This is a genomic window from Mariniphaga sp., from assembly GCF_041687215.1.
Classification (GTDB): Bacteria; Bacteroidota; Bacteroidia; order Bacteroidales; family Prolixibacteraceae; genus Mariniphaga.
The window spans coordinates 15,122-38,158 of record NZ_JAWLCI010000017.1 but is presented as its reverse complement, the minus strand read 5'-3'; the positions used below and the strand labels follow the sequence as shown (position 1 = coordinate 38,158).

23 protein-coding genes and 2 tRNA genes are annotated in these 23,037 nt (G+C 39.0%); 20 read left to right on the top strand and 5 right to left on the bottom strand.

The genetic code is table 11. The annotated features are described in order from the left end of the window. The first annotated feature begins 127 nt into the window (after window positions 1-127). Window positions 128-868 (top strand): nitroreductase family protein, encoded by a 741-nt coding sequence (locus ACESMA_RS08300; protein ID WP_372948327.1) that lies wholly within the window; start codon window positions 128-130, stop codon window positions 866-868. Here the strand turns inward: ACESMA_RS08300 and ACESMA_RS08295 are convergent, their stop codons facing one another. From ACESMA_RS08295 to ACESMA_RS08280, 4 genes are read right to left on the bottom strand one after another with little or no spacing between them, the layout of a single operon-like run. Further along, entirely contained in the window at window positions 869-1,585 is a 717-nt protein-coding gene (locus tag ACESMA_RS08295; protein WP_372948326.1) for a LytR/AlgR family response regulator transcription factor, read from the bottom strand. 1 nt (window position 1,586) lies between these two features. Next, window positions 1,587-2,651, bottom strand: a complete 1,065-nt coding sequence (locus ACESMA_RS08290) for a sensor histidine kinase (RefSeq protein WP_372948325.1) — start codon at window positions 2,649-2,651, stop codon at window positions 1,587-1,589. Then, window positions 2,651-3,361 (bottom strand): glycosyltransferase, encoded by a 711-nt coding sequence (locus tag ACESMA_RS08285; protein WP_372948324.1) that lies wholly within the window; start codon window positions 3,359-3,361, stop codon window positions 2,651-2,653. Before ACESMA_RS08285 ends, ACESMA_RS08290 begins: the two co-directional genes overlap by 1 nt. Before the next feature lie 23 nt (window positions 3,362-3,384). Next, on the bottom strand, window positions 3,385-4,149 hold the full coding sequence (locus tag ACESMA_RS08280; protein ID WP_372948323.1) for an SDR family NAD(P)-dependent oxidoreductase: 765 nt from the start codon (window positions 4,147-4,149) through the stop codon (window positions 3,385-3,387). A 116-nt stretch (window positions 4,150-4,265) separates the two neighbouring features. Between ACESMA_RS08280 and ACESMA_RS08275 the strand changes: the two genes are divergently transcribed. From ACESMA_RS08275 to ACESMA_RS08265, 3 genes are all read left to right on the top strand, one after another. Then, entirely contained in the window at window positions 4,266-5,306 is a 1,041-nt protein-coding gene (locus ACESMA_RS08275) for an AIR synthase-related protein (RefSeq protein ID WP_372948322.1), read from the top strand. A 36-nt stretch (window positions 5,307-5,342) separates the two neighbouring features. Continuing rightward, window positions 5,343-6,074, top strand: coding sequence for a bifunctional demethylmenaquinone methyltransferase/2-methoxy-6-polyprenyl-1,4-benzoquinol methylase UbiE (ubiE, locus tag ACESMA_RS08270; protein WP_372948321.1), 732 nt, complete (start codon window positions 5,343-5,345; stop codon window positions 6,072-6,074). A 62-nt stretch (window positions 6,075-6,136) separates the two neighbouring features. Further along, complete coding sequence (locus ACESMA_RS08265; RefSeq protein ID WP_372948320.1) at window positions 6,137-6,898, top strand: porin family protein; 762 nt, start codon at window positions 6,137-6,139, stop codon at window positions 6,896-6,898. On the opposite strand, the gene ACESMA_RS08260 is transcribed toward ACESMA_RS08265, so the two are convergent. Further along, complete coding sequence (locus tag ACESMA_RS08260; RefSeq protein WP_372948319.1) at window positions 6,879-7,661, bottom strand: TrmH family RNA methyltransferase; 783 nt, start codon at window positions 7,659-7,661, stop codon at window positions 6,879-6,881. The genes ACESMA_RS08265 and ACESMA_RS08260 overlap by 20 nt on opposite strands. A gap of 93 nt (window positions 7,662-7,754) precedes the next feature. Between ACESMA_RS08260 and ACESMA_RS08255 the strand changes: the two genes are divergently transcribed. The 16 genes from ACESMA_RS08255 (at window position 7,755) to rpoB (ending at window position 23,006) form a co-directional block, all read left to right on the top strand. Further along, window positions 7,755-10,091 (top strand): BamA/TamA family outer membrane protein, encoded by a 2,337-nt coding sequence (locus ACESMA_RS08255; protein ID WP_372948318.1) that lies wholly within the window; start codon window positions 7,755-7,757, stop codon window positions 10,089-10,091. Between the two features lie 122 nt (window positions 10,092-10,213). Then, complete coding sequence (locus tag ACESMA_RS08250) at window positions 10,214-11,578, top strand: sodium-dependent transporter (RefSeq protein WP_372948317.1); 1,365 nt, start codon at window positions 10,214-10,216, stop codon at window positions 11,576-11,578. 143 nt (window positions 11,579-11,721) lie between these two features. Then, on the top strand, window positions 11,722-12,831 hold the full coding sequence (locus ACESMA_RS08245; RefSeq protein ID WP_372948316.1) for a helix-hairpin-helix domain-containing protein: 1,110 nt from the start codon (window positions 11,722-11,724) through the stop codon (window positions 12,829-12,831). A gap of 111 nt (window positions 12,832-12,942) precedes the next feature. Continuing rightward, window positions 12,943-13,134 carry a 30S ribosomal protein S21 gene (rpsU, locus tag ACESMA_RS08240; RefSeq protein ID WP_372948315.1) on the top strand — a complete coding sequence of 64 codons (192 nt, stop codon included), beginning with the start codon at window positions 12,943-12,945 and terminating at the stop codon, window positions 13,132-13,134. A gap of 33 nt (window positions 13,135-13,167) precedes the next feature. Then, a complete protein-coding gene (locus tag ACESMA_RS08235; RefSeq protein ID WP_372948314.1) occupies window positions 13,168-14,052 on the top strand; it encodes a tyrosine-type recombinase/integrase in 885 nt (294 codons plus the stop codon). An 18-nt stretch (window positions 14,053-14,070) separates the two neighbouring features. Next, on the top strand, window positions 14,071-14,373 hold the full coding sequence (gene hpf / locus ACESMA_RS08230) for a ribosome hibernation-promoting factor, HPF/YfiA family (protein WP_372948313.1): 303 nt from the start codon (window positions 14,071-14,073) through the stop codon (window positions 14,371-14,373). Window positions 14,374-14,632: 259 nt separating this feature from the next. Further along, window positions 14,633-14,705, top strand: a tRNA-Gly gene (locus tag ACESMA_RS08225). A 65-nt stretch (window positions 14,706-14,770) separates the two neighbouring features. Then, window positions 14,771-14,842: transfer RNA gene (locus tag ACESMA_RS08220), tRNA-Thr, on the top strand. 37 nt (window positions 14,843-14,879) lie between these two features. Continuing rightward, window positions 14,880-16,067, top strand: coding sequence for an elongation factor Tu (tuf, locus tag ACESMA_RS08215; RefSeq protein WP_372948312.1), 1,188 nt, complete (start codon window positions 14,880-14,882; stop codon window positions 16,065-16,067). Between the two features lie 139 nt (window positions 16,068-16,206). Next, window positions 16,207-16,398 carry a preprotein translocase subunit SecE gene (gene secE / locus ACESMA_RS08210; protein ID WP_372948311.1) on the top strand — a complete coding sequence of 64 codons (192 nt, stop codon included), beginning with the start codon at window positions 16,207-16,209 and terminating at the stop codon, window positions 16,396-16,398. A gap of 20 nt (window positions 16,399-16,418) precedes the next feature. After that, window positions 16,419-16,967, top strand: a complete 549-nt coding sequence (nusG, locus tag ACESMA_RS08205) for a transcription termination/antitermination protein NusG (protein WP_372948310.1) — start codon at window positions 16,419-16,421, stop codon at window positions 16,965-16,967. 21 nt (window positions 16,968-16,988) lie between these two features. Next, a complete protein-coding gene (rplK, locus tag ACESMA_RS08200; protein WP_372948309.1) occupies window positions 16,989-17,432 on the top strand; it encodes a 50S ribosomal protein L11 in 444 nt (147 codons plus the stop codon). A gap of 25 nt (window positions 17,433-17,457) precedes the next feature. Beyond that, on the top strand, window positions 17,458-18,153 hold the full coding sequence (gene rplA / locus ACESMA_RS08195) for a 50S ribosomal protein L1 (RefSeq protein WP_372948349.1): 696 nt from the start codon (window positions 17,458-17,460) through the stop codon (window positions 18,151-18,153). A 2-nt stretch (window positions 18,154-18,155) separates the two neighbouring features. Continuing rightward, window positions 18,156-18,674, top strand: a complete 519-nt coding sequence (gene rplJ, locus ACESMA_RS08190) for a 50S ribosomal protein L10 (protein WP_372948308.1) — start codon at window positions 18,156-18,158, stop codon at window positions 18,672-18,674. A 33-nt stretch (window positions 18,675-18,707) separates the two neighbouring features. Next, window positions 18,708-19,088 carry a 50S ribosomal protein L7/L12 gene (gene rplL / locus ACESMA_RS08185; RefSeq protein ID WP_372948307.1) on the top strand — a complete coding sequence of 127 codons (381 nt, stop codon included), beginning with the start codon at window positions 18,708-18,710 and terminating at the stop codon, window positions 19,086-19,088. Between the two features lie 105 nt (window positions 19,089-19,193). Next, entirely contained in the window at window positions 19,194-23,006 is a 3,813-nt protein-coding gene (gene rpoB / locus ACESMA_RS08180) for a DNA-directed RNA polymerase subunit beta (RefSeq protein ID WP_372948306.1), read from the top strand. Window positions 23,007-23,037 lie beyond the last annotated feature (31 nt).

Here is a 23,037-nt window from a genome sequence, read left to right as displayed (position 1 = left end):
GGGGGGAAGCATCAGCTTTCCCCTTTTTTATTGTCTTTTTTTGTGATGGTATTACTTGAAGTCATACTATTACTTTCTAGTCAGATACGGATTACTTATTTTTGTTGCAATAAACCATTTTTATAATATGGAACTTTTAAATAGACACGTTACAGTGCGGAATTTTCTGCAAAAGGCAATTGAACCAAAATTACTTGAAAGTATTATCTGTTCCGGCTCCCGTGCATCAACAACTGGCAACATGCAGTTGTACAGTGTTATTATTACTGAGGATGCAGAAATGAAACAGAAACTGGCGCCACTACATTTTAATCAGTCAGTTGCTGTAAGCGCTCCGGTTTTACTCACGTTTGTTGCTGATTTCAATCGTTTTTCCAAATGGTGCAAAAACAATAAAGCCGAACCAGGATATGCAAATTTTCTTTCGTTTTTTACTGCTGCGATTGACGCACTTCTGGTTGCACAGAATACTTGTGTAGCTGCTGAGAATTATGGGCTCGGCATTTGTTATTTGGGAACGACTACCTACAATGCAAAAGAAATTATAAATGTTTTGGAACTGCCCAAATTAACCTTTCCTGTTACTACTATTGCACTTGGTTATCCTGAAGAAATTCCGAACCTCACGGACAGGATTCCAATTCGTTGTATCATTCATCGCGAAAAATATAAGGATTATACGGAAGATGTTATCAGAGATTTATATTCTTATAAAGAAAATCTGGAGTCGATGAAAGAATTTGTTAAAGAGAATGACAAAGAAACTCTTGCGCAGGTCTTTACTGATGTTCGTTATAAAAAATCAGACAATGAATTTTTTTCGGAAAAAATGATTCAAACCTTACGTGAACAGGGATTTATGGATTGATTACATGTGTTCATTAATGTAATCCATAAACTGTTGCCGGTAGCTGTTCCCAATGGGTAAACGTTTATTGTTTATTTTTACTGAATTTCCCTCTACCAATTCCAGTTTTTGGAGTGAGATAATGAAGGATTTATGGATACGGTAAAACTCCTGTTCAGGAAGTATTTCCATCATTTTTTTCATGGAAAGATTCGCAACAATTTTCTGGTCTGTGAGGTGCAACTGCACGTAATCACCAAGCCCTTCCACATAGTAAATTTCAGAAAACTTAACTTTATACGTTTTTTTATTTGATTTTACGAAAAAGAAATTCTGTTTTTCCTCCTTTATTGGTTCCGTTTTTTGATCGGCCTGTTTCAGTCTGAGTAGCTCTTCCGCTTTAAAACAAGCCTTGCAAAACCGCTCGAAACTAAAAGGTTTTTTTAGGTAATCCAATGCATTTAGTTCAAAACCTTCCAGCGCATATTCTGAATATGCCGTTGTGAAAATAACTAATGGTGGATTTTTGAGATTTTTTAAAAACGAAATCCCTGAAAGTTTTGGCATATTGATATCAAGAAAAATTAAATCAATGTGATTGTTTTGCAAAGCCTGGTGGGCACAAATTGCATCGTTGCATTTGTCCACTATTTTCAGTTGCGGTAATTTTTTTGCATACTGTTCAATTACGTTTTGAGCCAGGGGTTCATCGTCAACAATTAAGGTTTTAATTTCCATTTTATTTAAGTTTTAACTTCAGGTTTACAAGGTGTTTATTGTTTTGATGTTGAATTTGCAGATTGTAATCTTTGGAAGAATACAAATGGTTTAATCGTTGTCTCACATTTTCTATTCCTATTCCGCCATCCTTTTTTCTGATACTTTTGGGAAACTGTTCATAATTGTTTTCTATACTGAATTTTATCCAGCCCGGGGTCTCAAAATCAAAAGAGATGTGAATAAAATCCTTGCCATTTGTTCCCGGAAGACCATGTTTAAAGGCATTATCAATAAACGGTTCAAATATTAGTGGAGCAATTTTAGAGGAGGGCACTTCCCCGTTTATTTTAAATTCGATATTTACGTTTTCGGAAGCACGTATTTTTTGTAGTGCAACAAAATTGGTGACAAATTCAATTTCTTTTTCCAGGGAAATATAATTTTCGCGCGATTCGTAAATAATATGACGCATTAAATCTGCCAGTTGTAAAATTAAATCAGGAACCTTTTCCGAATGAACCAATGCCAGGGAGTAAATATTATTTAATGAATTGAACAGAAAATGGGGATTAAGCTGTCCTTTCAGCGTTTTGAGTTCAGCTTCAAGTTTCTGTTGTTCAATTTTTGCAAGTTTTAGATTCAGGTCCTGCATAGTTAGCCAATCTCTGATAAATTTTAAAAAGGATGTAAATGCCACAAAAATAAGTGTTGTAGAAAAATATGCAGCATGCAGGTTAATATCGAAAGAGCGAAATCTAAATCCAACTTGGAGGATATTCCGAAGTGGAAACATGAGCAAAAACTGGATGAACAGGCTTGAAAGGGTCAGCAATACCATTAGCCAGAATACATAAAATATATAATTTTTGCGTTTTAAAAATCCGGGAATCAGCACCAGCAGGTTTATATATACTGCAATGGCAAACCCCAGATTAGTAATAAATGCTTTTGAAAGTATTACCAAATCGAAATGTACTCTGTCTTCATAATAATAAAAAAGCAGAAGAGTTAATCCCATGCTGATTAGCCAGAACCCCAGATGGGAAGCAATTTTTAAAAAATTATTTTGTTTGAAAAATGGCATCAGATTCGGTCGCGTTTATGAATCAGTTTTTTATAATAATAAAGTAACGGATTACTGTATTTTAAATTTTTCCATGGTCTGCTGGAGTGTGGAAGATGCAGTACCTCAATTCCTTTAGCCAGATAGTTTTTAAATCCGGCTTTTTTTGCCTGTCTGCTAATGGTAACATCATACCAATCTTTTTTTGATGACAATTCTGAAAAATTGAAATTTTGAAGAAAAGGCAGGGAAAGGTAGGTGCAGCAAAAACTTAAACTGTGCGATGTTTCAACCGTATGGTTGTTTTTTATTTTTTCAAAGGTGTAGGGGAAATTATAATTGTTTTGTTTATCAACGGTAATTGCGCCAACCAAACCCGCATTTTCTTTTGATTTTGCAAGTTTTAACAACTGGCTCAGTGTGTCTTTTTTAATAATTACATCAGATTCTACAATAATTAAGGGCAATTTTTTTTCAATTGCCATTTTTTGTGCGGTTTCCAGCACTAATTTATAGTTTGGAGATGGATTATCTGTAACATCTTCAAGATGAACGAGATGAAAGTTCCATCTTTTTTGTTTTTCCAGCAAAAGTTGTTTTGTTTTTGGCTGGCTGAAATCGTTAAAAACGGAATATTCAATGTCACAATCCGACTGGCAAACAGCTTCAATTGTTTTGTCAGTTGTTTCGGGTGAATCTTTAACAGGTGTTATTACAATTGCTTCTGACATGTTATTTTTATGTAACTGCAAAGTTAGCCTTTTTCCCGGTTAAAATCACGCGAAAAAGCCTGGTCGGTTGGCATAACAAGAATATCATCAATGTTTAAGTGTTTCGGACGGGTAACCACAAAAAGGATTGTTTCTGCAATATCCTGTGCAAAAAGGGGTGTAAAACCTTCGTAAACACTTTTTGCACGTTGTTCATCACCCTTAAATCGTACCAGCGAAAATTCAGTGTCAACAGCACCCGGAGCTACTGAAGAAACTTTTATTCCGTATTTCAGAAAATCAATACGCATCCCTTTTGTGAGTGCTTGCACAGCATGTTTGGTAGCACAGTAAACATTTCCCATTGGGTAGGTTTCTTTTCCCGCAATAGATGAAATATTTACAATATGCCCTTCTTTCCTTTCAATCATTTTTGCTGAAACCAGTTGTGTAATATAAAGTAAGCCCTTTATATTGGTGTCAATCATCCGTTCCCAGTCATCGGTATCTCCGTTGTCAATCCTGCTCAGGCCGGCAGCAAGTCCGGCATTATTTATCAGAATATCAATGTTTTTCCAGCTCTCTGGCAGGCTTTCAAAGGCTTTTTCTGTTTCCGGCTTGCTTCTGATGTCGAAATTCAGCGCGAAAACTTTTGCTTCGGTTTCATTTTCTATTTTTTCTTTTAGGCCATTCAGTCTTTCGTTTCTTCTTCCGGTAATAATCAGGTTAAAATTATTTTGAGCAAGCAAATGAGCTGTAGCCTCACCAATTCCGGCTGTTGCACCTGTAATTAAAACAATCTTTTTCATGGTTTTGCAGCTTTTTATTCCTGTGCCGAAATTAAAAAAAATAGCTAATTTTATGGAAAAATCGCTTACTTAATTACCTTTGCTTTTGCTTTAATTACCAGAAAAACCATTTACGTATGAAAGACACAATGCAGCAAGAAAATGAAATCAACCTGGATTCACTGCCTGAACCTGTTGATATTGAAAATATAATTTATTCGCTGATGGTTAATCCCAACTTGTCGAGTATCAATTATTTCAACGATTTTAGTGAAGCCGGAATCTCCCCGGATTCCATTGGCGATGGCGATAACGACGAAATTGGATTGTTTGATATTGACAGTACGGGCGCCAGCATGGCTTTGAGCACTCATGCATTTCATCATCACCTGCAAAATGATCCGCAAAAAGCCACTGAGATTTTGATTTCGAGAGCTACGCGAAAAATGCTTTGTATAGGAGCCCAACCCATTGCAATTAGTGCTTTTTTATACCACATTAATTTTGCTGATCCGAATGGACAGTATATTGCTTCGGGGGCAAAAAAGGGTTTGGAGAATGCTGCTCAAAAATTTAAACTGAAAATTTCAGATAAAAAAATCAGGTTCGATCATTTTTCCGGCCACGGACCGGTTCCGCCTACCATAATAATTAGTATGGTTGGAATGGTTCAGGATAAAAATAAACTTACCACACATGCTTTTAAGCAAAAAGGTGGAAATATTTTTTTAATAGGCCGCTCGGTTGAAGACATTGGCTCGTCTGAATATCTTGAATTTTACCATGGAATTTCCGATTCGCCGCTCCCTGCGTACCATATTGATGATGAGATTAAAATTCAGGAAGCATTGCAGGAATTGCATCAATTAGAGTTGTTGCAAAGCGCAAGCCCTGTTGGAAAAGGAGGTTTGTTTTTTACACTTCTGCGCGCTGCCATTCCAAACGGACTTGGATTTGATATCACCACAGATGCCGAAACAAGGCTCGATTCATTCCTGTTTGGAGAAGCTATGGGGAGAATTTTGATTGAAGTAGAGTCTGAAAAAGAGGACGATTTTGTTGATTTTATGACCGAGCGGAAAATCCCGTTTTTTATGTTAGGCCATATTACAAAGGGCGAAATAAGGATTGATGATAAGTCGTTTGGTTATATCGATAAGATGACTTCGGGCATATAACATTTCACCAAATACAATTACTGGTTTTTAGTTTTTATGGCAGCCGTTCCGTATAAAAATTCTAACCTGAGTAAAAAAGGACAGGTTGAGGAGATGTTTGATCATATCTCGCACCGTTACGATTTGCTCAATCACCTGCTTTCGGCAAATATCGACAAAATATGGCGTAACAAGGCTATTAAAATGCTACGTGCCTTTCAACCCCGGTCTATTCTGGACGTTGCCACTGGAACGGCTGATTTTGCTGTGGCAGCGGCAAAGCTACATCCTGAAAAGATTGTGGGTATCGATCTTTCGGAAGGAATGCTTAATGTGGGCAGGCAGAAAATTGAAAAGAAAGGTTTGTCGCATCTGATTGAACTTCAAAAAGCCGATTCAGAAGCATTGCCTTTCGAAAACTATACATTCGATTCAGCTATAGTTGCATTTGGAGTACGTAATTTTGAAAATCTTGAAAAAGGATTATCCGAAATTTACAGAGTGTTGCGTCCGGGTGGAGTGTTTATTGTACTTGAATTTTCACTTCCCAAAAACAAAGTTTTTCGCCGTTTATATTTCTTTTATTTTACTAAAGTGCTTCCATGGCTGGGCAGACTTGTTTCCAAAGATACCAGAGCCTATACTTATCTTCCTGAGTCGGTAAGGGAATTTCCTGATGGAGACGACTTTGTTCGTATTTTGGAAAAAACCGGATTTGAAAAATGCAGATGGATTCAGCAAACCATGGGTATAGCTACAATCTATGAGTCGCAAAAACCCAAAATTTGAGATTGAATACAATAAAAAATCACTTTATTTGTTTTTGAATTGAATGAACTGAGCAAAATCAGGTGAAAAAAATTTCGTTGGCCATATTGACTATTCTTATTGCATTTTCGGCTTTTTCGCAAAAGCAGAAAGTGAACCACATGACAACTTTCGACGATAAGTTGATTCATTTTGGATTCACATTGGGAATAAATACACTTGACTTTGGATTAGCCCATTATAATCCCATCGGGAATAATCCGGATTTTGTGCCGGAAAACTGGCCACTCGATAAAAAACAAATTGTGGGTTCAGACGAAGTTCGTGCCGATGTTTCCAGCCTTATTCCGGGATTCACAGTTGGAATCATCTCAAGTTTGCGGTTAACAAGAGATTTAGATTTACGTTTTCTTCCAGGTCTCTCATTTGGCGAACGGCAATTGCATTACAATATTCCGGTTTGGGAAACCGATTATTACCAACCCTTGCAATACTATTCCATCAAATCTACCTTTTTGGATTTTCCGTTGCTTATAAAATACAAAGCCCGCCGGATTAACAACGACAGGCCCTATATAATTTTTGGCCCGGCTTACCGGCAAGATATCAGCCGCACAGGAAAAGAAGATTTGGTTCGTTTGAAAAGCGGAGGATTTTATGCAGAACTTGGTGCCGGCTGGGACCATTATTTCACTTTTTTCCGGTTCTCGGTGGAAGCCAAAGTTAGTTTGGGGTTAAATAATTTGCTTGGTGCGCCACCCAGCGAAAACCAACGGCAGTATTACACACATGCAATCAAAGATTTGAAGTCGAACATTTTTACTTTCAGCTTTCATTTCGAATAGCAAATTTTTTCCGAGCAAATTCATTACAAATTATAGCTGCTGCAACTGCCACGTTTAACGATTCGGCTTTCTTTTCAGATGGGTTAAACGAAGGAATATTTAAAGGAAAACTGATTTTGTCTGCCACTTCATTTCGAATACCTCGGCCTTCGTTTCCCAGAACAATAAGCGCATTATCAGGAAGATTTTCTGTGTAAATGTTTTTTCCATCGAGAAAAGTACCGTAAAAAGGGATTTGTGATTTTTGCAGATGTACAGACAGCTCATCAAAAGGAATGAAAATAGTTTTCACTCTTGTAAATGAACCCATTGATGCCTGTATAACTTTTGGGTTAAAAGCATCGGCAGTGTCGGGTGAACAAAACAGGTACTTTATGCCGAACCAGTCGCAGGTTCTAATAATGGTTCCCAGATTCCCAGGATCTTGTATTCCATCTAAAAACAACAAAAATCCTTCAGGGTTGGGCGGAAGTTGCGGTTGCGAAGGAAGCTGACAAATGGCCAGGCAATTCTGCGGCTGTTGCAGCAAACTCGCTTTTTTGATTTCTGCTGATGTGGATTCAATTACTTGGGCTGCGTTGCTAATGAATTTTTTATTTTCCGAAATAAAATCAGGAGTTGCAAATAGTTCTTTCACCTTAATCTCTGATTCTAAAACCTCCAGCACAATTTTATCGCCCTCTGTCAGAAAGCTTTGTTCTTTTAATCGATACTTTTTTTGAGCCAGCGATTTAATCAGTTTTAACTTGTTTTTTCCAATCATCAGAAATGGTTGAGTTATGCATAATAATTGTTCCAAATTTACTGTTTCCATCTAAAACACTTCATTATTTTTGCTGAAATTAAAATTGAAATATTGATTCATAAAACAATACCATATTCATCAATTGCCGGAAAGTTAGTGGCTCTCGCGTTTTTAGCCCTGATTTTTTCCTGTTCGCCAGTAAAGTTTGTTCCCAAAGACCGTTATTTGCTGAATAAGGTGGAGGTTGATGTAGATAATTCTGAAATCAATAAAGAAGAAGCCAAAGTACAAATCAGGCAAAAGGAGAATTATAAAATTTTGGGTTTTGCCAAGTTTCATCTTTGGCTGTATAATTTATCTTCTAAAAATAAACCCGGTAGCTGGCTTAAAAGAATTGGAGAACCACCTGAAATTTATGATGAAGCTTTGGTTGGCGCTTCCCGCGACAGGCTGAAACAGTATTTGGGCAACAAGGGTTTTTTCAGGGCAAGGGTTGATTCGGAAGCGAACTTGAACGAGAAAAAACAAAAAGCCAATGTAAAATATAGAATTGAAACGGGTGAACAGTATAAGATCAGGGAAATAAATTACCATATTTCTGATTCGGCCCTTCAGTCGATTTTTTTTCGGGATTCAACCCAGGCTGTTATTTCTGAGGGTACTCCATTCGATTTTAATTTGCTTGAAGAACAACGCGCTCAAATTGTAAACCTTTTTAAAAATGAAGGGTATTATTACTTCACAAAAGATGAAGTTAGCTATTTGGCAGACAGTAGTTTGCATGAAAAGGAAATTGTTCTTGATCTTTATATTGGGAGCAATGCCCGGCAAGAAGAAACACGGAAATTTAAGCCCCACTATTTAAATCATTTTTACATTTCGGTTTTGCCAGGCACTATTCCGGGTTCGTTGGCACAAAGTAATTTGGGGCAGTTCTCCGATACCATTCACTGGGAAAACCACACTTTGTTTTCTACTCCTGAATTCAAGTATCGACCAGGTCTTTTTCGCAGTTTACTCCAGATGGAGAGTGGGGCACTTTATCGCATTGCCGATGCCAGGCATACGTTTGATGCGTTCAACCGGTTACGCCAGTTTCGTTTTATCGATATTCAGTTTAACGAACCTGATTTTCCAAAAGATTCCAATTTGCTGGATTGCCACATCAGGCTTGCTCCTTTGAGTAAGCAGGCAGTTTCTTTTGATATTGAAGGAACAAATACCTCCGGAAATTTAGGAATTGCAGGAAATGTGAACTATCAGCACCGAAATATGTTTCGCGGAGCCGAGGTTTTTCGATTCAATATAAAAGGTGCAATGGAACGCCAGCAACGTGTGAATGGAAATGTTACGGAATATTTTAATACCCGTGAAATTGGCCCGGAAGCCAGCTTAACATTCCCAAAAATTTTAGGGCCAAAACAACTGGTAAATGCATTTTGGAATTTACTCCCGAAAACGGTTTTCACACTGGGATACAATTTTCAACGCAGACCTGAATACACACGAACAATTGCTAGTTTAAAGTTTGGATACGACTGGATGACATCTGAATACCGGAAGCATACCTGGAACCTTTTGGATTTTAATATGGTGAATCTGTACCAGTTCGATCCTGGTTTTATTGATCGGATTAAAGATCTTTACATCAAAAGCAGTTTTACCGACCACCTTATCCTTGCCTCAAACTATTCGTTTGTTTATAATACCCAGCGGCTGGGCACTACCAATAATTACACCTATTTGCGTTTTAACGTCGAGTCAGCGGGCAACCTTCTTTACCTGTTGTCTGAAACTTTGGACAGACCTTATTCGCAGGTTATTGATTCCATCGGGCCGGGTTCGGCGGAGTTTTATACCCTGGTTAATACAAGGTTTGCACAGTATGTGAAATCTGACGTGGAATTTCGTTACGGGCACATTTTCGATAAATACAACAGTGTAGTGGGCCGTGCATTTTTAGGGGTTGGTTTGCCTTATGGAAATTTTGATGTGTTGCCTTTCGAAAAGAAATATTTTACTGGCGGGGCCAACGGAATCAGGGCCTGGCAGGTTCGGTCTCTTGGGCCTGGAACTTACAGGGCGCCGGCCACCGACTATCCTAATCAGTCATCAGACATTAAACTGGAAGCCAACATAGAATACCGTTTTAGTCTGATAGGATTTTTGGAAGGGGCATTGTTTTTAGATGCCGGAAATATTTGGGCAATTAATGAAAAGGATAACAGGCCCGGTGCACAGTTCAAACTGAATGAGTTTTACAAACAACTTGCACTTGGCACCGGAACCGGTTTCCGTTTCGATTTTAGTTATTTCATTTTCAGGCTCGATTTGGGTATGAAATTGCGCGATCCTTCGCAGGCTGGCGGAAATGGATGGATTCCTGGTCACCGAAAATATACCGGCGATGATTTTAATATTTCATTTGCCATTGGATATCCGTTTTAATACTTTTTGTTTTATTCAAAATTCACATTATTGTTGAATATTTTTTGCATTTTTAGCCCCGTTTTTATGAGAGTTTAAAAGGAAAATGAAGTTTAAAAAAACAAATTAATACACTGTAACTTATGTCTGGTCTTCCTGCTAATCGTGACTCATTTGGTTCAAGGTTTGGTGTTATTGCAGCAACTGCTGGTTCTGCTATTGGATTGGGAAATATTTGGCGATTTCCCTATGTGGCGGGAGAAAACGGTGGAGGAGCTTTTTTAATCATCTATCTGGGCTTTATTCTTGTAATTGGAATCCCGGTTATGTTGTCCGAATTTACCATTGGGCGGAGCGCACAGCGAAATGTTTTTGGTTCTTTCAGAAAACTGGCGCCCGGAAAACCCTGGTATCTTATTGGACTGATGGGCGTAGGTGCAGCGTTTATGATTCTGGCATTTTATACTGCAGTGGCCGGATGGACACTCGAATATATTTTTCAGTCGGTGATAAATGGATTTGAAGGACTTTCGTCAAACGAGTTGAATGGCATGTTTTACTCATTTATTGGCACCCCCTGGAGACCTCTTCTGTGGTTTTTTGTTTTTATGGGGCTTACTGCTGCGATAATTATGTCAGGAGTTCAAAAAGGCATTGAAAAATATACAAAGATTCTTATGCCGATGTTGCTTATTTTGCTTCTGGTATTGGTTGTCAGGTCGGTAACATTGCCCGGAGCAGCAAGTGGAATTTCTTTTTTATTTAAACCTGATTTTAGTAAAATAACTCCATCTACAATCCTTGAAGCCCTTGGCCAGGCATTTTTCTCACTTAGCATTGGAATGGGAACGCTTATTACGTACGGTTCATATATCCAGAAAAATGATAATTTGGGAAACACAGCCGTATCAGTTGCTTTTGCCGATACTTTTATTGCCATTTTAGCGGGAGTGGCCATTTTTCCGGCTGTTTTTGCATTTGGTATTGAACCCGGTTCTGGCGAAGGGTTGGTTTACATTACTCTGCCAAATATCTTTCAGCAAATGCCCGGCGGATATATCTTTTCTCTTATGTTTTTTATTTTACTTGGAGTTGCTGCATTAACATCCACCATTTCGGTTTTGGAGGTTATAGTGGCTTTTTTCTCTGAAGAACTTGGATTAAAACGGAAAGCTGCCACCTGGCTGGCTACCTCGTCTGTTTCAATTTTAGGAGTAATGTGTGTACTCTCAACCAGCACAATGGCCGATGTGAAAATATTGGGATTTACTGTTTTTGATTTAATGAATTTTACGTCGGCTAATATATTATTGCCGCTGGGAGGTTTTTTTATTGTAATTTTTGTTGCCTGGTTTCTAGGGCGTGAAGGTGCTAAAGAAGAGTTATCCAACGAGGGGAAGCTGAAAGTAAAATATATTCCATTTTACATGTTTGTCATTAAATTTATTGCTCCACTGGCCATAGCTTTTATTTTTCTCCAGGGAGTTGGGCTAATAAATTTTTCCTGATGAAGGTTAAGTTGTTGTATTGAAATCGGAGTTTTTTTTGTTCCCCCCTGCAACCAGTAAAAAAAAATTGTCTAAAGTTGTTTTTCTTTGCATAAAGCTTTATATTTAAGCCCATTACTGTAATACCCAAAAATACTGTTGGAATGAAAAACACCTTCAGGCAAATTTTTAAAGGATATTTCAACTTTTCGAAACAAGATCGCAGCGCAGTTGTGGCGTTGAGTGTGATTATCTTTTTGTTTCTGGCAGGCAATATCATTGTCGGAAAAATTGAATTGAACCCCTCTTCAGACTTTTCTGCAATAATCAAGGCATTTGAAGAATGGGAAAAACAAACTGAAAGCGAGAATGAAAGCAGAACCTTGTTTCACTTCAATCCCAATACCATTACTGAAGAAGCTTTGGATTCATTTAATATGCCAGCCTTTATAAAAAGAAACATGTTGAGTTACAGATCTGCCGGTGGGAAATTTAATAAAACCGAAGACGTTCGGCGAATTTACGGAATGAATGACAGTATTTTTTCACTTATCGAAAGTTACATCCGTATTCCGGCTGCTGCCATCGCCAATAATTCGGAAGATGAACCAGGTTTGAAAGTGGCTGCAAAACCAACATTTCAGGTATTTGATCCCAACACGGCCAACAAAGATGAATTACTAAATACAGGTTTTAATCAGTTTCAGGCGTCAAACCTGATAAAATATCGTGAAAGCGGAGGCAGTTTTTCTCAACCTGAAGATTTGTTGATAATTTATGGAATCGACTCTGTGTTTTATAATTCGATAAAAAGTTTTATAAATGTAGCTGAACTGCCCGAAGAAGTGAAGGTAGATAAAACAGTGTCAATTCCAATACGGATTGAACTTAATTCTGCCGATTCCCTTGATTTGTTGCAACTTAATGGAATTGGACCAGTTTATGCATCCCGCATTTTGAAATACCGCAGTTTGCTTGGCGGTTTTTATGGCAAACATCAATTGCTTGAAGTTTATGGTTTTCCGGAAGAAACTTATCATGCTATCAATGAAAATTTAACAATAGATTCACTTCGGGTGGAAAAACTCAGGATTAATTTTGCCGGTTATGCCGAACTAATACGTCATCCCTATTTCGAAAAAAGAAATGTGGAAGCAATATTAAATTTTCGTCAAAACAACGGGCCATTTTCTTCGCATGAGCAATTACTTACTGAGGGCCTGATTGATACAGCATCTTTTGCCCTGATTCGGCCCTACATTACCTGCCGTTAAAAATCTTTAAAAGGGTATATGCTTGTAGGATTAATTATTTTTTTCCTTTAAATTTGATTTACGTTGAATAATTTCTAAATTTGCGCCTCAATTTTTAAATACGGTATAGAAATGATTGTTATTCCGGTAAAAGAAGGCGAAAATATAGAAAGAGCCCTAAAAAGGTTTAAGCGGAAATTTGAAAAGACTGGTGTAATTAAAGAATTACGTGAGCGCCAGAAGTTTACTAAACCTTCCATCAAAAGAAGGGAAGAAGTAAAAAAGGCTGTTTATATTGAAAAATTACAACGCCAGGAAGACTAGTATTATGGATTCCTGGGGTTACAGAATGGGTGAATGAACTATCAGGAATCGTTTGTCAACTATTTAAGGTATGAGAAGAGAAATTCTTCCCATACAGTAACAGCATATAAAAAAGACCTCGATCAATTCGTGTCATTTTACACTGAGATGGTCGGGGAATTTGATGTTAAAAGGGTTGATGCAAAATTTGTTAGAAGCTGGATTGTTTCATTGATGGAGCAGGAATATACTCCGAGGTCAGTGAGCAGAAAAATTTCTACAGTTAAAGCATTTTACCGGTTTTTAATGAAAAATGAAATAGTTGAAAGCAATCCGGCAACAAACGTTACTTTACCAAAAATCAGAAAAAAATTACCCAATTTTGTAGAAGAAAATAACTTGCACCACTTACTGGATGATGGTTATTTCACTGATGATTTCAAAGGTATTAGGGATAAGTTGATTATTACATTACTTTATGGAACGGGTATTAGGTTGGCTGAATTATTAAACCTTAAAGATCGTGACTTCGATACAAAAGGGTATTTAATCAAAGTGTTGGGAAAAAGACAAAAGGAAAGAATAATTCCTTACCCAAGAAGTATTAATCAACTTCTACAACAGTACCTCGAAATAAGAAACAGGGAAATTGGAAACAGTCAGGAAGCGTTACTCGTAACAGAGAAGGGAAAGCCGGTTTACGAAAAATTAATATACAGGGTTGTGAACAAATATTTGGAGCTTGTAACATCATTGGAAAAAAAGAGTCCACATGTTTTGCGTCATTCTTACGCTACTCATTTGTTAAACAAAGGAGCTGATTTGAATGCTGTAAAAGAACTGCTGGGACACTCCAACTTGTCAGCAACTCAGGTTTACACCCACACAACATTTGAAAAATTGCATTCTATATATAAACAAGCCCACCCAAGGGGTTAACTAATAAAAAGTGTTACTATGGAAATTATTATTAATTCAGTACATTTCACCACAGATAAGAAGCTGGTGGATTTCGTAAACAAAAAAGTGAATAAGCTCGATACCTTTTTCGATGGTATCATTAATGCTGAAGTAACATTAAAAGTGCTTAAACCCGAAGCCGCCAAAAACAAAATCTCAGAAATTAAAATTTCAATACCCTCCAACGGTTATCTTTTCGCAAAAAAGCAAGCCGATACATTTGAGGAAGCAACCGATTTGGCCGTTGATGCCCTTCGTAAACAACTCGGTAAATTTAAAGAAAAACTTAAGAGTAAATAAAATTCATTTTTTACAAGTAGAATTTTAGATTTTTAAAATAATATTTTTACATTTGCACACCCTTTTTAGGGGCGTTTCAGAAACAGTCGAATTTAAAGTAGTTTCACCTTATTTACTGATACTTAAGCGTTTTTTGAATAGGTTGAATAGGTGAATTTTTTTCGTGTTTTTACTTTGGATTTGAGAAAGACACGCGTTTTGTCTTCAGTTTTTGATAAAATTTTGTAGTTTTGCAGCGCATTATAGCGTGCAATATATTGCGGGAGTAGCTCAGTCGATAGAGCATTAGCCTTCCAAGCTAAGGGTCGCGGGTTTGAATCCCGTCTCCCGCTCAAAAAATTGAGACTGGAGTTTTAAGCCAATCGCTTTTAACTCCTGTCTTTTTGTGTGTTTAAAGGCCGGAGTAGCTCAGGGGTAGAGCGCATCCTTGGTAAGGATGAGGTCACGAGTTCAATTCTCGTCTTCGGCTCAAATGAATTTAGATAATAATTAAAAAAGATGAAGTTATGGCTAAACAAACATTTGTAAGGGACAAAGACCATGTCAATATTGGTACTATTGGCCACGTTGACCACGGTAAAACTACATTGACCGCTGCTATCACTATGGTATTGGCCAAAAAAGGCCTTTCAGAAATTAAATCATTCGATTCAATTGATAATGCACCTGAAGAAAAAGAAAGGGGTATTACCATTAACACTGCACACGTTGAGTACCAGACTGAAAAACGTCACTATGCTCACGTTGACTGTCCCGGTCACGCCGACTATGTGAAAAACATGGTTACTGGTGCTGCCCAGATGGACGGCGCTATTATTGTAGTAGCTGCTACCGACGGTCCTATGCCGCAAACACGCGAGCACATCCTTTTGGCCCGCCAGGTAAACGTTCCTAAACTCGTTGTTTTCATGAACAAAGTGGACATGGTTGACGACGAAGAATTACTGGAACTGGTTGAAATGGAAATCCGCGAACTGCTCGAATTCTATGAATTTGACGGTGACAATACTCCTGTTATCAGAGGTTCTGCACTGGGTGCTATGAACGGCGAAGCTCAGTGGGAAGAAAAAATAATGGAACTGATGGATGCAGTTGATACCTGGATTCCGCTGCCTCCGCGTGAAGTTGACAAACCATTCCTGATGCCGGTTGAAGATGTATTCTCAATTACCGGACGTGGTACAGTTGCTACCGGACGTATTGAAACCGGGAAAGTTCATACTGGTGACGAACTCCAGTTGATTGGTTTGGGAGCAGAAGGACGCAAAACTGTTTGTACAGGGGTTGAAATGTTCCGTAAAATCCTCGATGACGGACAAGCTGGCGATAACGTTGGTTTGCTGCTTCGTGGAGTGGACAAAAAAGAAATTAAACGTGGACAGATTTTGGCAAAACCTGGTTCAATTACACCGCACACCAGATTCAAAGCTGAAGTGTATGTATTGAAAAAAGAAGAAGGTGGCCGCCACACGCCGTTCCACAACAAATACCGTCCTCAGTTTTACCTGCGTACACTTGACGTAACCGGTGAAATTCATTTACCTGAAGGTCGTGAAATGGTTATGCCTGGTGATAACGTATCAATTGAAGTAGAATTGATTTACCCTGTAGCTCTGAACGTAGGTTTGCGTTTTGCAATCCGCGAAGGTGGACGTACAGTTGGTGCCGGACAGGTAACCGAAATTATTAATTAATCTGTTACAATCTGATTGAAAAATAGAAGTCCCGGGCCTTAGGTCCGGGACTATTTAACGGAAGAAACTCGAAACGGGAGTTTTTGTTTTTTTGTAAGTTCGATTCTTACCTTCCGTACATTAATAACCAAAAGTTGAAATGAAATTAAAAATTTATTTGCAGGAGGCTTACGATGAACTGGTTCACAAAGTGACCTGGCCTACCTGGAAAGAACTGCAAAGCAGTGCATTGGTTGTAATGGTTGCTTCCTTTATTATATCACTCTTAATTTTCGTTATGGATCTGTCATTCAGAAACATGATGGAGTTAATTTATGGATTGTTTTATTAATTGAAACCCGGAGATCAAAAATGAGCGACACAACAAAAAAATGGTATGTTCTTCGTGCAATTGGAGGTAAAGAGAAGAAAGTAAAAGAATATATCGAAAACGAAATCGCAAATGGTGATCTGAAGGGTTTTGTTGAGCAGGTTTTAATACCTACGGAAAAGGTTTATCAAATCCGAAACGGTAAAAAAATCAGCAAAGAACGAAACTTTTTCCCAGGCTATGTTCTGATTGAAGCTACATTGGTAGGAGAAGTGGCACATACGTTACGGAATGTGCCCAATGTTATAGGATTTCTTGGCGACACGAAAGGTGGAGATCCGGTACCAATGAGGCAAAATGAAGTGAACAGGATTTTGGGTAGAGTGGATGAACTTGCTGAAACCGACGAAGAATTGAATATTCCATTCGTAGTGGGAGAAACCGTAAAAGTAATCGACGGACCATTTAACGGCTTTAACGGAACCATTGAGGCAATCAATGAAGAGAAGAAAAAGCTGCAGGTAATGGTGAAGATTTTTGGACGTAAAACGCCTTTGGAACTTAGCTTCATGCAAGTTGAAAAGGAATAGTAACGCTTTATAATTTTATTTATGGCGAAAGAAGTTGCTGGATTAATTAAATTACAAATTAAAGGTGGGGCGGCAAATCCGTCACCACCGGTGGGACCAGCATTAGGTGCCAAGGGAGTTAATATAATGCAGTTTTGTAAACAGTTTAACGGTCGTACACAAGACCAGGCCGGAAAAATTCTTCCGGTAATTATTACTGTTTACAGCGACAAGTCGTTTGACTTTATTATAAAACAACCTCCCGTAGCCGTTCAGTTGCTCGAAGCAGCTAAAGTAAAAAAAGGTTCAGCAGAACCACATGTCAGCAAAGTTGCTGCAGTTTCCTGGGAACAGGTAAAACAAATTGCAGAAGTAAAAATGGCTGATTTGAATTGCTTTACGGTTGAATCGGCAATGAGAATGGTAGCTGGAACTGCCAGAAGTATGGGAATCACCGTAAAAGGTGCTTCGCCATTCAAAAATTAAAATTAAATCTTTTAAGATGGGCAGAATTACGAAAAATAAAAAAGCTTCTCTTGATAAACTCGATAAAGCAAAAGCTTACTCAATTGATGAAGCAGCTCAACTGGTAAAGGAAATTACCTTCACCAAGTTCGATGCTTCAGTTGATATTGACGTAAGACTGGGAGTTGACCCAAGAAAAGCTAACCAGATGGTTAGAGGCGTAGTTTCTTTACCCCATGGAACCGGAAAAGATATTCGAGTGCTCGCTTTGGTAACTCCTGATAAAGAGGACGAAGCCAAAGAAGCCGGAGCGGATTTTGTAGGTTTAGATGATTATATCGAAAAAATCAAAGGTGGCTGGACCGATGTTGACGTGGTTATTACCATGCCTCCTGTTATGGGAAAAGTCGGTCAGTTGGGACGTATTTTAGGTCCCCGAGGTTTAATGCCTAACCCCAAAAGCGGAACTGTTACCATGGAAGTGGGCAAAGCAGTAAGCGAAGTGAAACAGGGTAAAATTGATTTTAAAGTAGATAAATTTGGTATTGTACACACTTCAATCGGTAAAATTTCTTTTCCTCCGGAAAAGATTAGAGAAAATGCCGTTGAGTTCATCAAAACCATCATCAAATTAAAACCTGTAGCCGCAAAAGGTACCTATGTAAAGAGCATCTATCTCTCCAGTACCATGAGCCCTGGTATTAAAGTTGAACCAAAGTCAGTTTCTGACAAAACAGAGTAGAAATGAAAAGTACAGAAAAACAAGTTATTATTAATAACCTAAAGGATCAGATTGATTCGTACAGCCATTTTTACCTTGCTGACATTAGTGGTTTAAATGCTGAAGATACCAGCGATTTAAGGAGACTGTGCTTCAAACAAGACGTAAAACTGGTTGTTACAAAAAACACCCTACTGCGTAAAGCTTTGGAAAGTTCTGCGAAGAATGCCGAAGAGCTTTACGACGCGCTCAAGGGAAACACATCGGTTATGTTCACCGAAACCGGGAACGTGCCTGCAAAACTGATAAAAGACTTTAGTAAAAAACGTAAAAAGCCTGTTTTAAAGGCTGCTTATGTTGAGGAAGCTGTTTATATGGGTGCTGACCAACTCGATGCACTTATTGCAGTGAAATCCAAAAATGAACTTATCGGCGATGTTGTTGCCCTGTTACAATCACCAATGCAAACATTACTCTCACAATTGCAGTCTGGTGGTAATACAATACATGGTGTTCTTGAAACACTGAAAGAGAGAGAATAATTTTTTTTAGAAATCTTTAAAAAACAAATAAAAATGGCAGATTTAAAACAGCTTGCAGAAGAGTTGGTAAACTTAACTGTTAAAGAGGTTAACGAATTAGCTGGAATTCTGAAAAACGAATACGGTATTGAACCAGCCGCAGCTGCAGTAGCAGTAGCAGGTCCGGCAGCAGGTGGCGACGAAAGTGAAACCGCAGCAGAACAAACTGAATTCGACGTAATTTTGAAAGCAGCTGGTCAGTCAAAACTGGCAGTAGTTAAACTCGTAAAAGAATTAACCGGCCTTGGTCTGAAAGAAGCCAAAGCAGTGGTTGACGAGGCTCCAAAAGCAATTAAAGAAAAAATTTCCAAAGATGAGGCAGAAGCCCTTAAAAATCAGTTGGAAGAAGCTGGAGCAGAAGTTGAAGTTAAATAATCGCAATCAGACCTTTTTTAAGGTTGTATGGTTTAGAATCTTGTCAGGCAGGGTTCTAAACCTTTTTGTGTATTTATATTTTATATAATTAACCTGTATAAATACATGTCAGTAAATACAAAAATCGAGAGGATAAATTTTTCCTCAACACAGACAAGGTTTGATTACCCTGACTTTTTAGAAGTTCAAATTAAATCATTTAAGGAGTTTTTCCAGTTAAATTCTACGCCAGAAAAGCGGAAGGAGGAAGGACTGTGGCGTGTATTCGAAGAAAATTTCCCGATAACCGATACCCGGAACAATTTTGTTCTGGAGTTTCTCGATTATCAGGTAGATCCGCCGCGGTATTCCATTCACGAATGTATCGAGCGTGGATTAACGTTTAGTGTGCCGGTAAAAGCCAGGTTAAAACTGTATTGTACAGACCCTGAACACGAAGATTTTGATACCGTTGTTCAGGACGTTTATCTGGGAACTGTGCCCTACATGACCGAAAAAGGTACCTTTATTATTAATGGTGCCGAACGGGTTATTGTATCGCAGTTGCACCGGTCTCCGGGCGTTTTCTTTGGGCAAAGTTTGCATGCCAATGGCACCAAACTTTATTCAGCCCGGATTATCCCTTTTAAAGGATCGTGGATCGAATTTGCAACCGACATTAACAGTGTTATGTTTGCATACATCGACCGGAAAAAGAAATTGCCGGTAACCACACTTTTAAGAGCCATCGGCTACGAAAGCGACAAGGATATCCTTGAGATTTTCGATCTGGCAGATGAAGTTAAAGTTTCGAAAACCGGGCTTAAAAAAGTGGTTGGACGAAGGCTGGCTGCCCGTGTGTTAAAATCGTGGGTGGAAGATTTTGTTGATGAAGATACCGGCGAAGTGGTATCCATCGAGCGTAATGAGGTTATCATCGACAGGGAAACTGTTTTGGAAGATGACCACATCGACGAAATTCTGGATTCAGGAGTGAAAACTATTCTGATTCATAAAGACGATCAACGTCAACAGGATTTCGCCATCATTTACAATACGCTTCAAAAAGACCCTTGTAACTCCGAAAAAGAAGCTGTTCTTCATATCTACCGGCAGTTACGAAATGCTGAACCGCCCGATGAAGCCACGGCACGCGATGTCATAGACAAATTATTTTTCTCTGATAAACGCTACGACCTGGGAGAAGTTGGACGGTACAGAATTAACAAGAAACTGGGTCTTGAAGTTGACTCGGATATTCGCGTTCTGACCAAGGAAGATATAATCGAAATTATCAGGTACCTCATTCAATTGGTAAATTCCAAAACGGATGTGGATGATATTGACCACCTGAGCAACCGCCGTGTTCGTACAGTTGGAGAACAAATGTACAACCAGTTCGGTATTGGTTTAGCCCGTATGGCTCGCACCATTCGCGAAAGAATGAATGTGCGTGATAACGAGGTGTTTACTCCAATAGATTTGATTAATTCAAAAACACTGTCTTCGGTTATCAATTCTTTCTTTGGAACCAACGCTTTGTCGCAATTTATGGATCAGACCAACCCGTTGGCCGAAATGACTCATAAACGCCGTATGTCGGCATTGGGACCAGGTGGTTTATCCAGAGAAAGAGCCGGTTTCGAAGTACGCGACGTGCACTACACGCATTACGGAAGGTTGTGCCCGATAGAAACTCCTGAAGGACCGAATATCGGTTTGATATCCTCTCTTTGTGTTTTTGCAAAAATTACTGACCTCGGGTTTATTTCAACCCCGTACCGTAAAGTTACCGACGGAAAAGTTGACCTTTCCGATGCAGGTTCAGTTTATTTAACAGCAGAAGAAGAAGAAGGTAAAATTATTGCCCAGGCCAACGCGCCTATCGATTCTGATGGATTCTTCATGAATCAAAAAGTAAAATCAAGGCTCGATGGCGACTATCCCTTAATTGACAAGGAAGAAGTTGACCTGATGGACGTTGGCCCAAACCAGATTGCCTCGGTGGCTGCATCGCTTATTTCATTTTTGGAACACGACGATGCCAACCGTGCACTGATGGGATCGAACATGATGCGTCAGGCAGTTCCACTGCTTCGCCCTGAATCACCTATTGTAGGAACAGGTTTGGAAGCCAGGGCTGCTTCAGATTCCAGGGTGCTCATTCAGGCAGAAGGCGATGGTGTTGTGGAATATGTTGATGCAACACAAATCATTGTTCGGTACGATGTTACCGATGACGATCGTTTTGTTAGTTTCGATCCGGAAGTGGTAACTTATCCGCTGCAAAAATATACCAAAACCAACCAGGGAACTACTGTTGATTTGAAACCTATTGTTCTTAAAGGACAAAGGATTTCAAAAGGCGAAATTCTTTCGGAAGGTTATGCAACAGAAAAAGGAGAACTTGCTCTTGGCCGCAACCTTATGGTGGCTTTTATGCCCTGGCAGGGGTATAACTACGAAGATGCCATAGTTATTTCGGAACGTATAGTGCGCGAAGATGTATTTACTTCAGTTCATGTGGATGAATACAGTCTTGAAGTTCGCGATACCAAACGAGGGCTGGAGGAATTTACCTCCGATATTCCAAACGTGAGTGAAGAAGCTACAAAAAATCTCGACGAGAATGGGCTTATTCGTATTGGCGCCGATGTAAAACCCGGCGACATTCTTATCGGTAAAATTACTCCGAAAGGGGAATCAGATCCCTCACCGGAAGAAAAATTGCTGCGTGCTATTTTCGGAGATAAAGCCGGTGATGTGAAAGATGCTTCGTTAAAAGCTTCTCCGTCATTGTCCGGTATTGTAATCGATAAAAAATTATTCTCCAGGGTAGCCAAAGACAAAAAAGGTAAAACTGCCACAAAAACGCTACTCGATCAAATCGATGAAAATTTCGATCGGGAAATTGCTGCCTTGAGGGCACGTTTGGAAGATAAACTTTTTACTCTTGTTAGTGGAAAAACTTCGCAGGGAGTAAAAGATTACTACGGAACTGAAGTTATTCCCAAAGGTGTGAAATTCACTTTGAAACAACTTCAGGAATTAGATTACATCTCGGTTAATCCGGCAAAATGGACAACCGATAAAGATAAAAACGACTTGATCTTCAGGGTGATTAACAATTACATCATGAAGCACAAGGAAGCTGAAGCTTTTTCAAGACGTGAAAGATACAATGTAACCATTGGTGATGAACTGCCTGCCGGTATTATTCAATTAGCGAAAATTTTTATTGCTAAAAAACGGAAGCTTTCAATTGGCGATAAAATGGCAGGCCGCCACGGAAACAAAGGTATTGTTTCGCGTGTGGTTCGCCAGGAAGATATGCCTTTTCTTGCAGACGGAACACCTGTTGACATTGTATTGAACCCGCTGGGTGTACCTTCGAGGATGAATCTGGGACAGATTTACGAAACTGTTCTGGGATGGGCAGGCAAAGAATTAGGGTTGAAATTTGCAACTCCGATTTTTGACGGTGCTACACTTGAAGAAATTTCGGAATATACCGATAAAGCAGGATTACCACGTTTTGGTAAAACAGTACTTCACGATGGTGAAACCGGTGAACCTTTTGACCAGCAGGCAACAGTTGGAGTCATTTACATGATGAAACTGGGGCACATGGTTGAAGATAAAATGCACGCCCGTTCCATTGGCCCATACTCGCTCATTACACAACAACCATTGGGTGGTAAAGCACAGTTTGGTGGCCAGCGTTTCGGGGAAATGGAAGTTTGGGCACTCGAAGCCTTCGGTGCATCTCATATTTTGCAGGAAATTCTTACCGTGAAATCTGATGATGTGATGGGAAGGGCAAAAGCTTACGAGTCCATTGTTAAAGGTGAACCCATGCCGCAACCCGGTATTCCGGAATCGCTCAATGTACTGCTACACGAACTCAGAGGTCTTGGCCTCAGCATTAAGATGGAATAATTTCCAATCTTCCTGTATTTTGGTTCTGTTA

Bases quoted from the DNA above. Each gene is read 5' to 3' on its own strand.
- rpoB (WP_372948306.1), top strand. From the start codon at position 19,194: ATGTCAGTAAATACAAAAATCGAGAGGATAAATTTTTCCTCAACACAG.
- tuf (WP_372948312.1), top strand. From the start codon at position 14,880: ATGGCTAAACAAACATTTGTAAGGGACAAAGACCATGTCAATATTGGT.
- nusG (WP_372948310.1), top strand. From the start codon at position 16,419: ATGAGCGACACAACAAAAAAATGGTATGTTCTTCGTGCAATTGGAGGT.
- ACESMA_RS08290 (WP_372948325.1), bottom strand. From the start codon at position 2,651: ATGCCATTTTTCAAACAAAATAATTTTTTAAAAATTGCTTCCCATCTG.
- hpf (WP_372948313.1), top strand. From the start codon at position 14,071: ATGGAAATTATTATTAATTCAGTACATTTCACCACAGATAAGAAGCTG.
- ACESMA_RS08245 (WP_372948316.1), top strand. From the start codon at position 11,722: ATGAAAAACACCTTCAGGCAAATTTTTAAAGGATATTTCAACTTTTCG.
- rpsU (WP_372948315.1), top strand. From the start codon at position 12,943: ATGATTGTTATTCCGGTAAAAGAAGGCGAAAATATAGAAAGAGCCCTA.
- ACESMA_RS08275 (WP_372948322.1), top strand. From the start codon at position 4,266: ATGAAAGACACAATGCAGCAAGAAAATGAAATCAACCTGGATTCACTG.
- rplL (WP_372948307.1), top strand. From the start codon at position 18,708: ATGGCAGATTTAAAACAGCTTGCAGAAGAGTTGGTAAACTTAACTGTT.
- secE (WP_372948311.1), top strand. From the start codon at position 16,207: ATGAAATTAAAAATTTATTTGCAGGAGGCTTACGATGAACTGGTTCAC.
- ACESMA_RS08295 (WP_372948326.1), bottom strand. From the start codon at position 1,585: ATGGAAATTAAAACCTTAATTGTTGACGATGAACCCCTGGCTCAAAAC.
- ubiE (WP_372948321.1), top strand. From the start codon at position 5,343: ATGGCAGCCGTTCCGTATAAAAATTCTAACCTGAGTAAAAAAGGACAG.
- rplJ (WP_372948308.1), top strand. From the start codon at position 18,156: ATGAAAAGTACAGAAAAACAAGTTATTATTAATAACCTAAAGGATCAG.
- ACESMA_RS08235 (WP_372948314.1), top strand. From the start codon at position 13,168: ATGAACTATCAGGAATCGTTTGTCAACTATTTAAGGTATGAGAAGAGA.
- ACESMA_RS08285 (WP_372948324.1), bottom strand. From the start codon at position 3,361: ATGTCAGAAGCAATTGTAATAACACCTGTTAAAGATTCACCCGAAACA.
- ACESMA_RS08280 (WP_372948323.1), bottom strand. From the start codon at position 4,149: ATGAAAAAGATTGTTTTAATTACAGGTGCAACAGCCGGAATTGGTGAG.
- ACESMA_RS08300 (WP_372948327.1), top strand. From the start codon at position 128: ATGGAACTTTTAAATAGACACGTTACAGTGCGGAATTTTCTGCAAAAG.
- ACESMA_RS08260 (WP_372948319.1), bottom strand. From the start codon at position 7,661: ATGATTGGAAAAAACAAGTTAAAACTGATTAAATCGCTGGCTCAAAAA.
- rplK (WP_372948309.1), top strand. From the start codon at position 16,989: ATGGCGAAAGAAGTTGCTGGATTAATTAAATTACAAATTAAAGGTGGG.
- ACESMA_RS08250 (WP_372948317.1), top strand. From the start codon at position 10,214: ATGTCTGGTCTTCCTGCTAATCGTGACTCATTTGGTTCAAGGTTTGGT.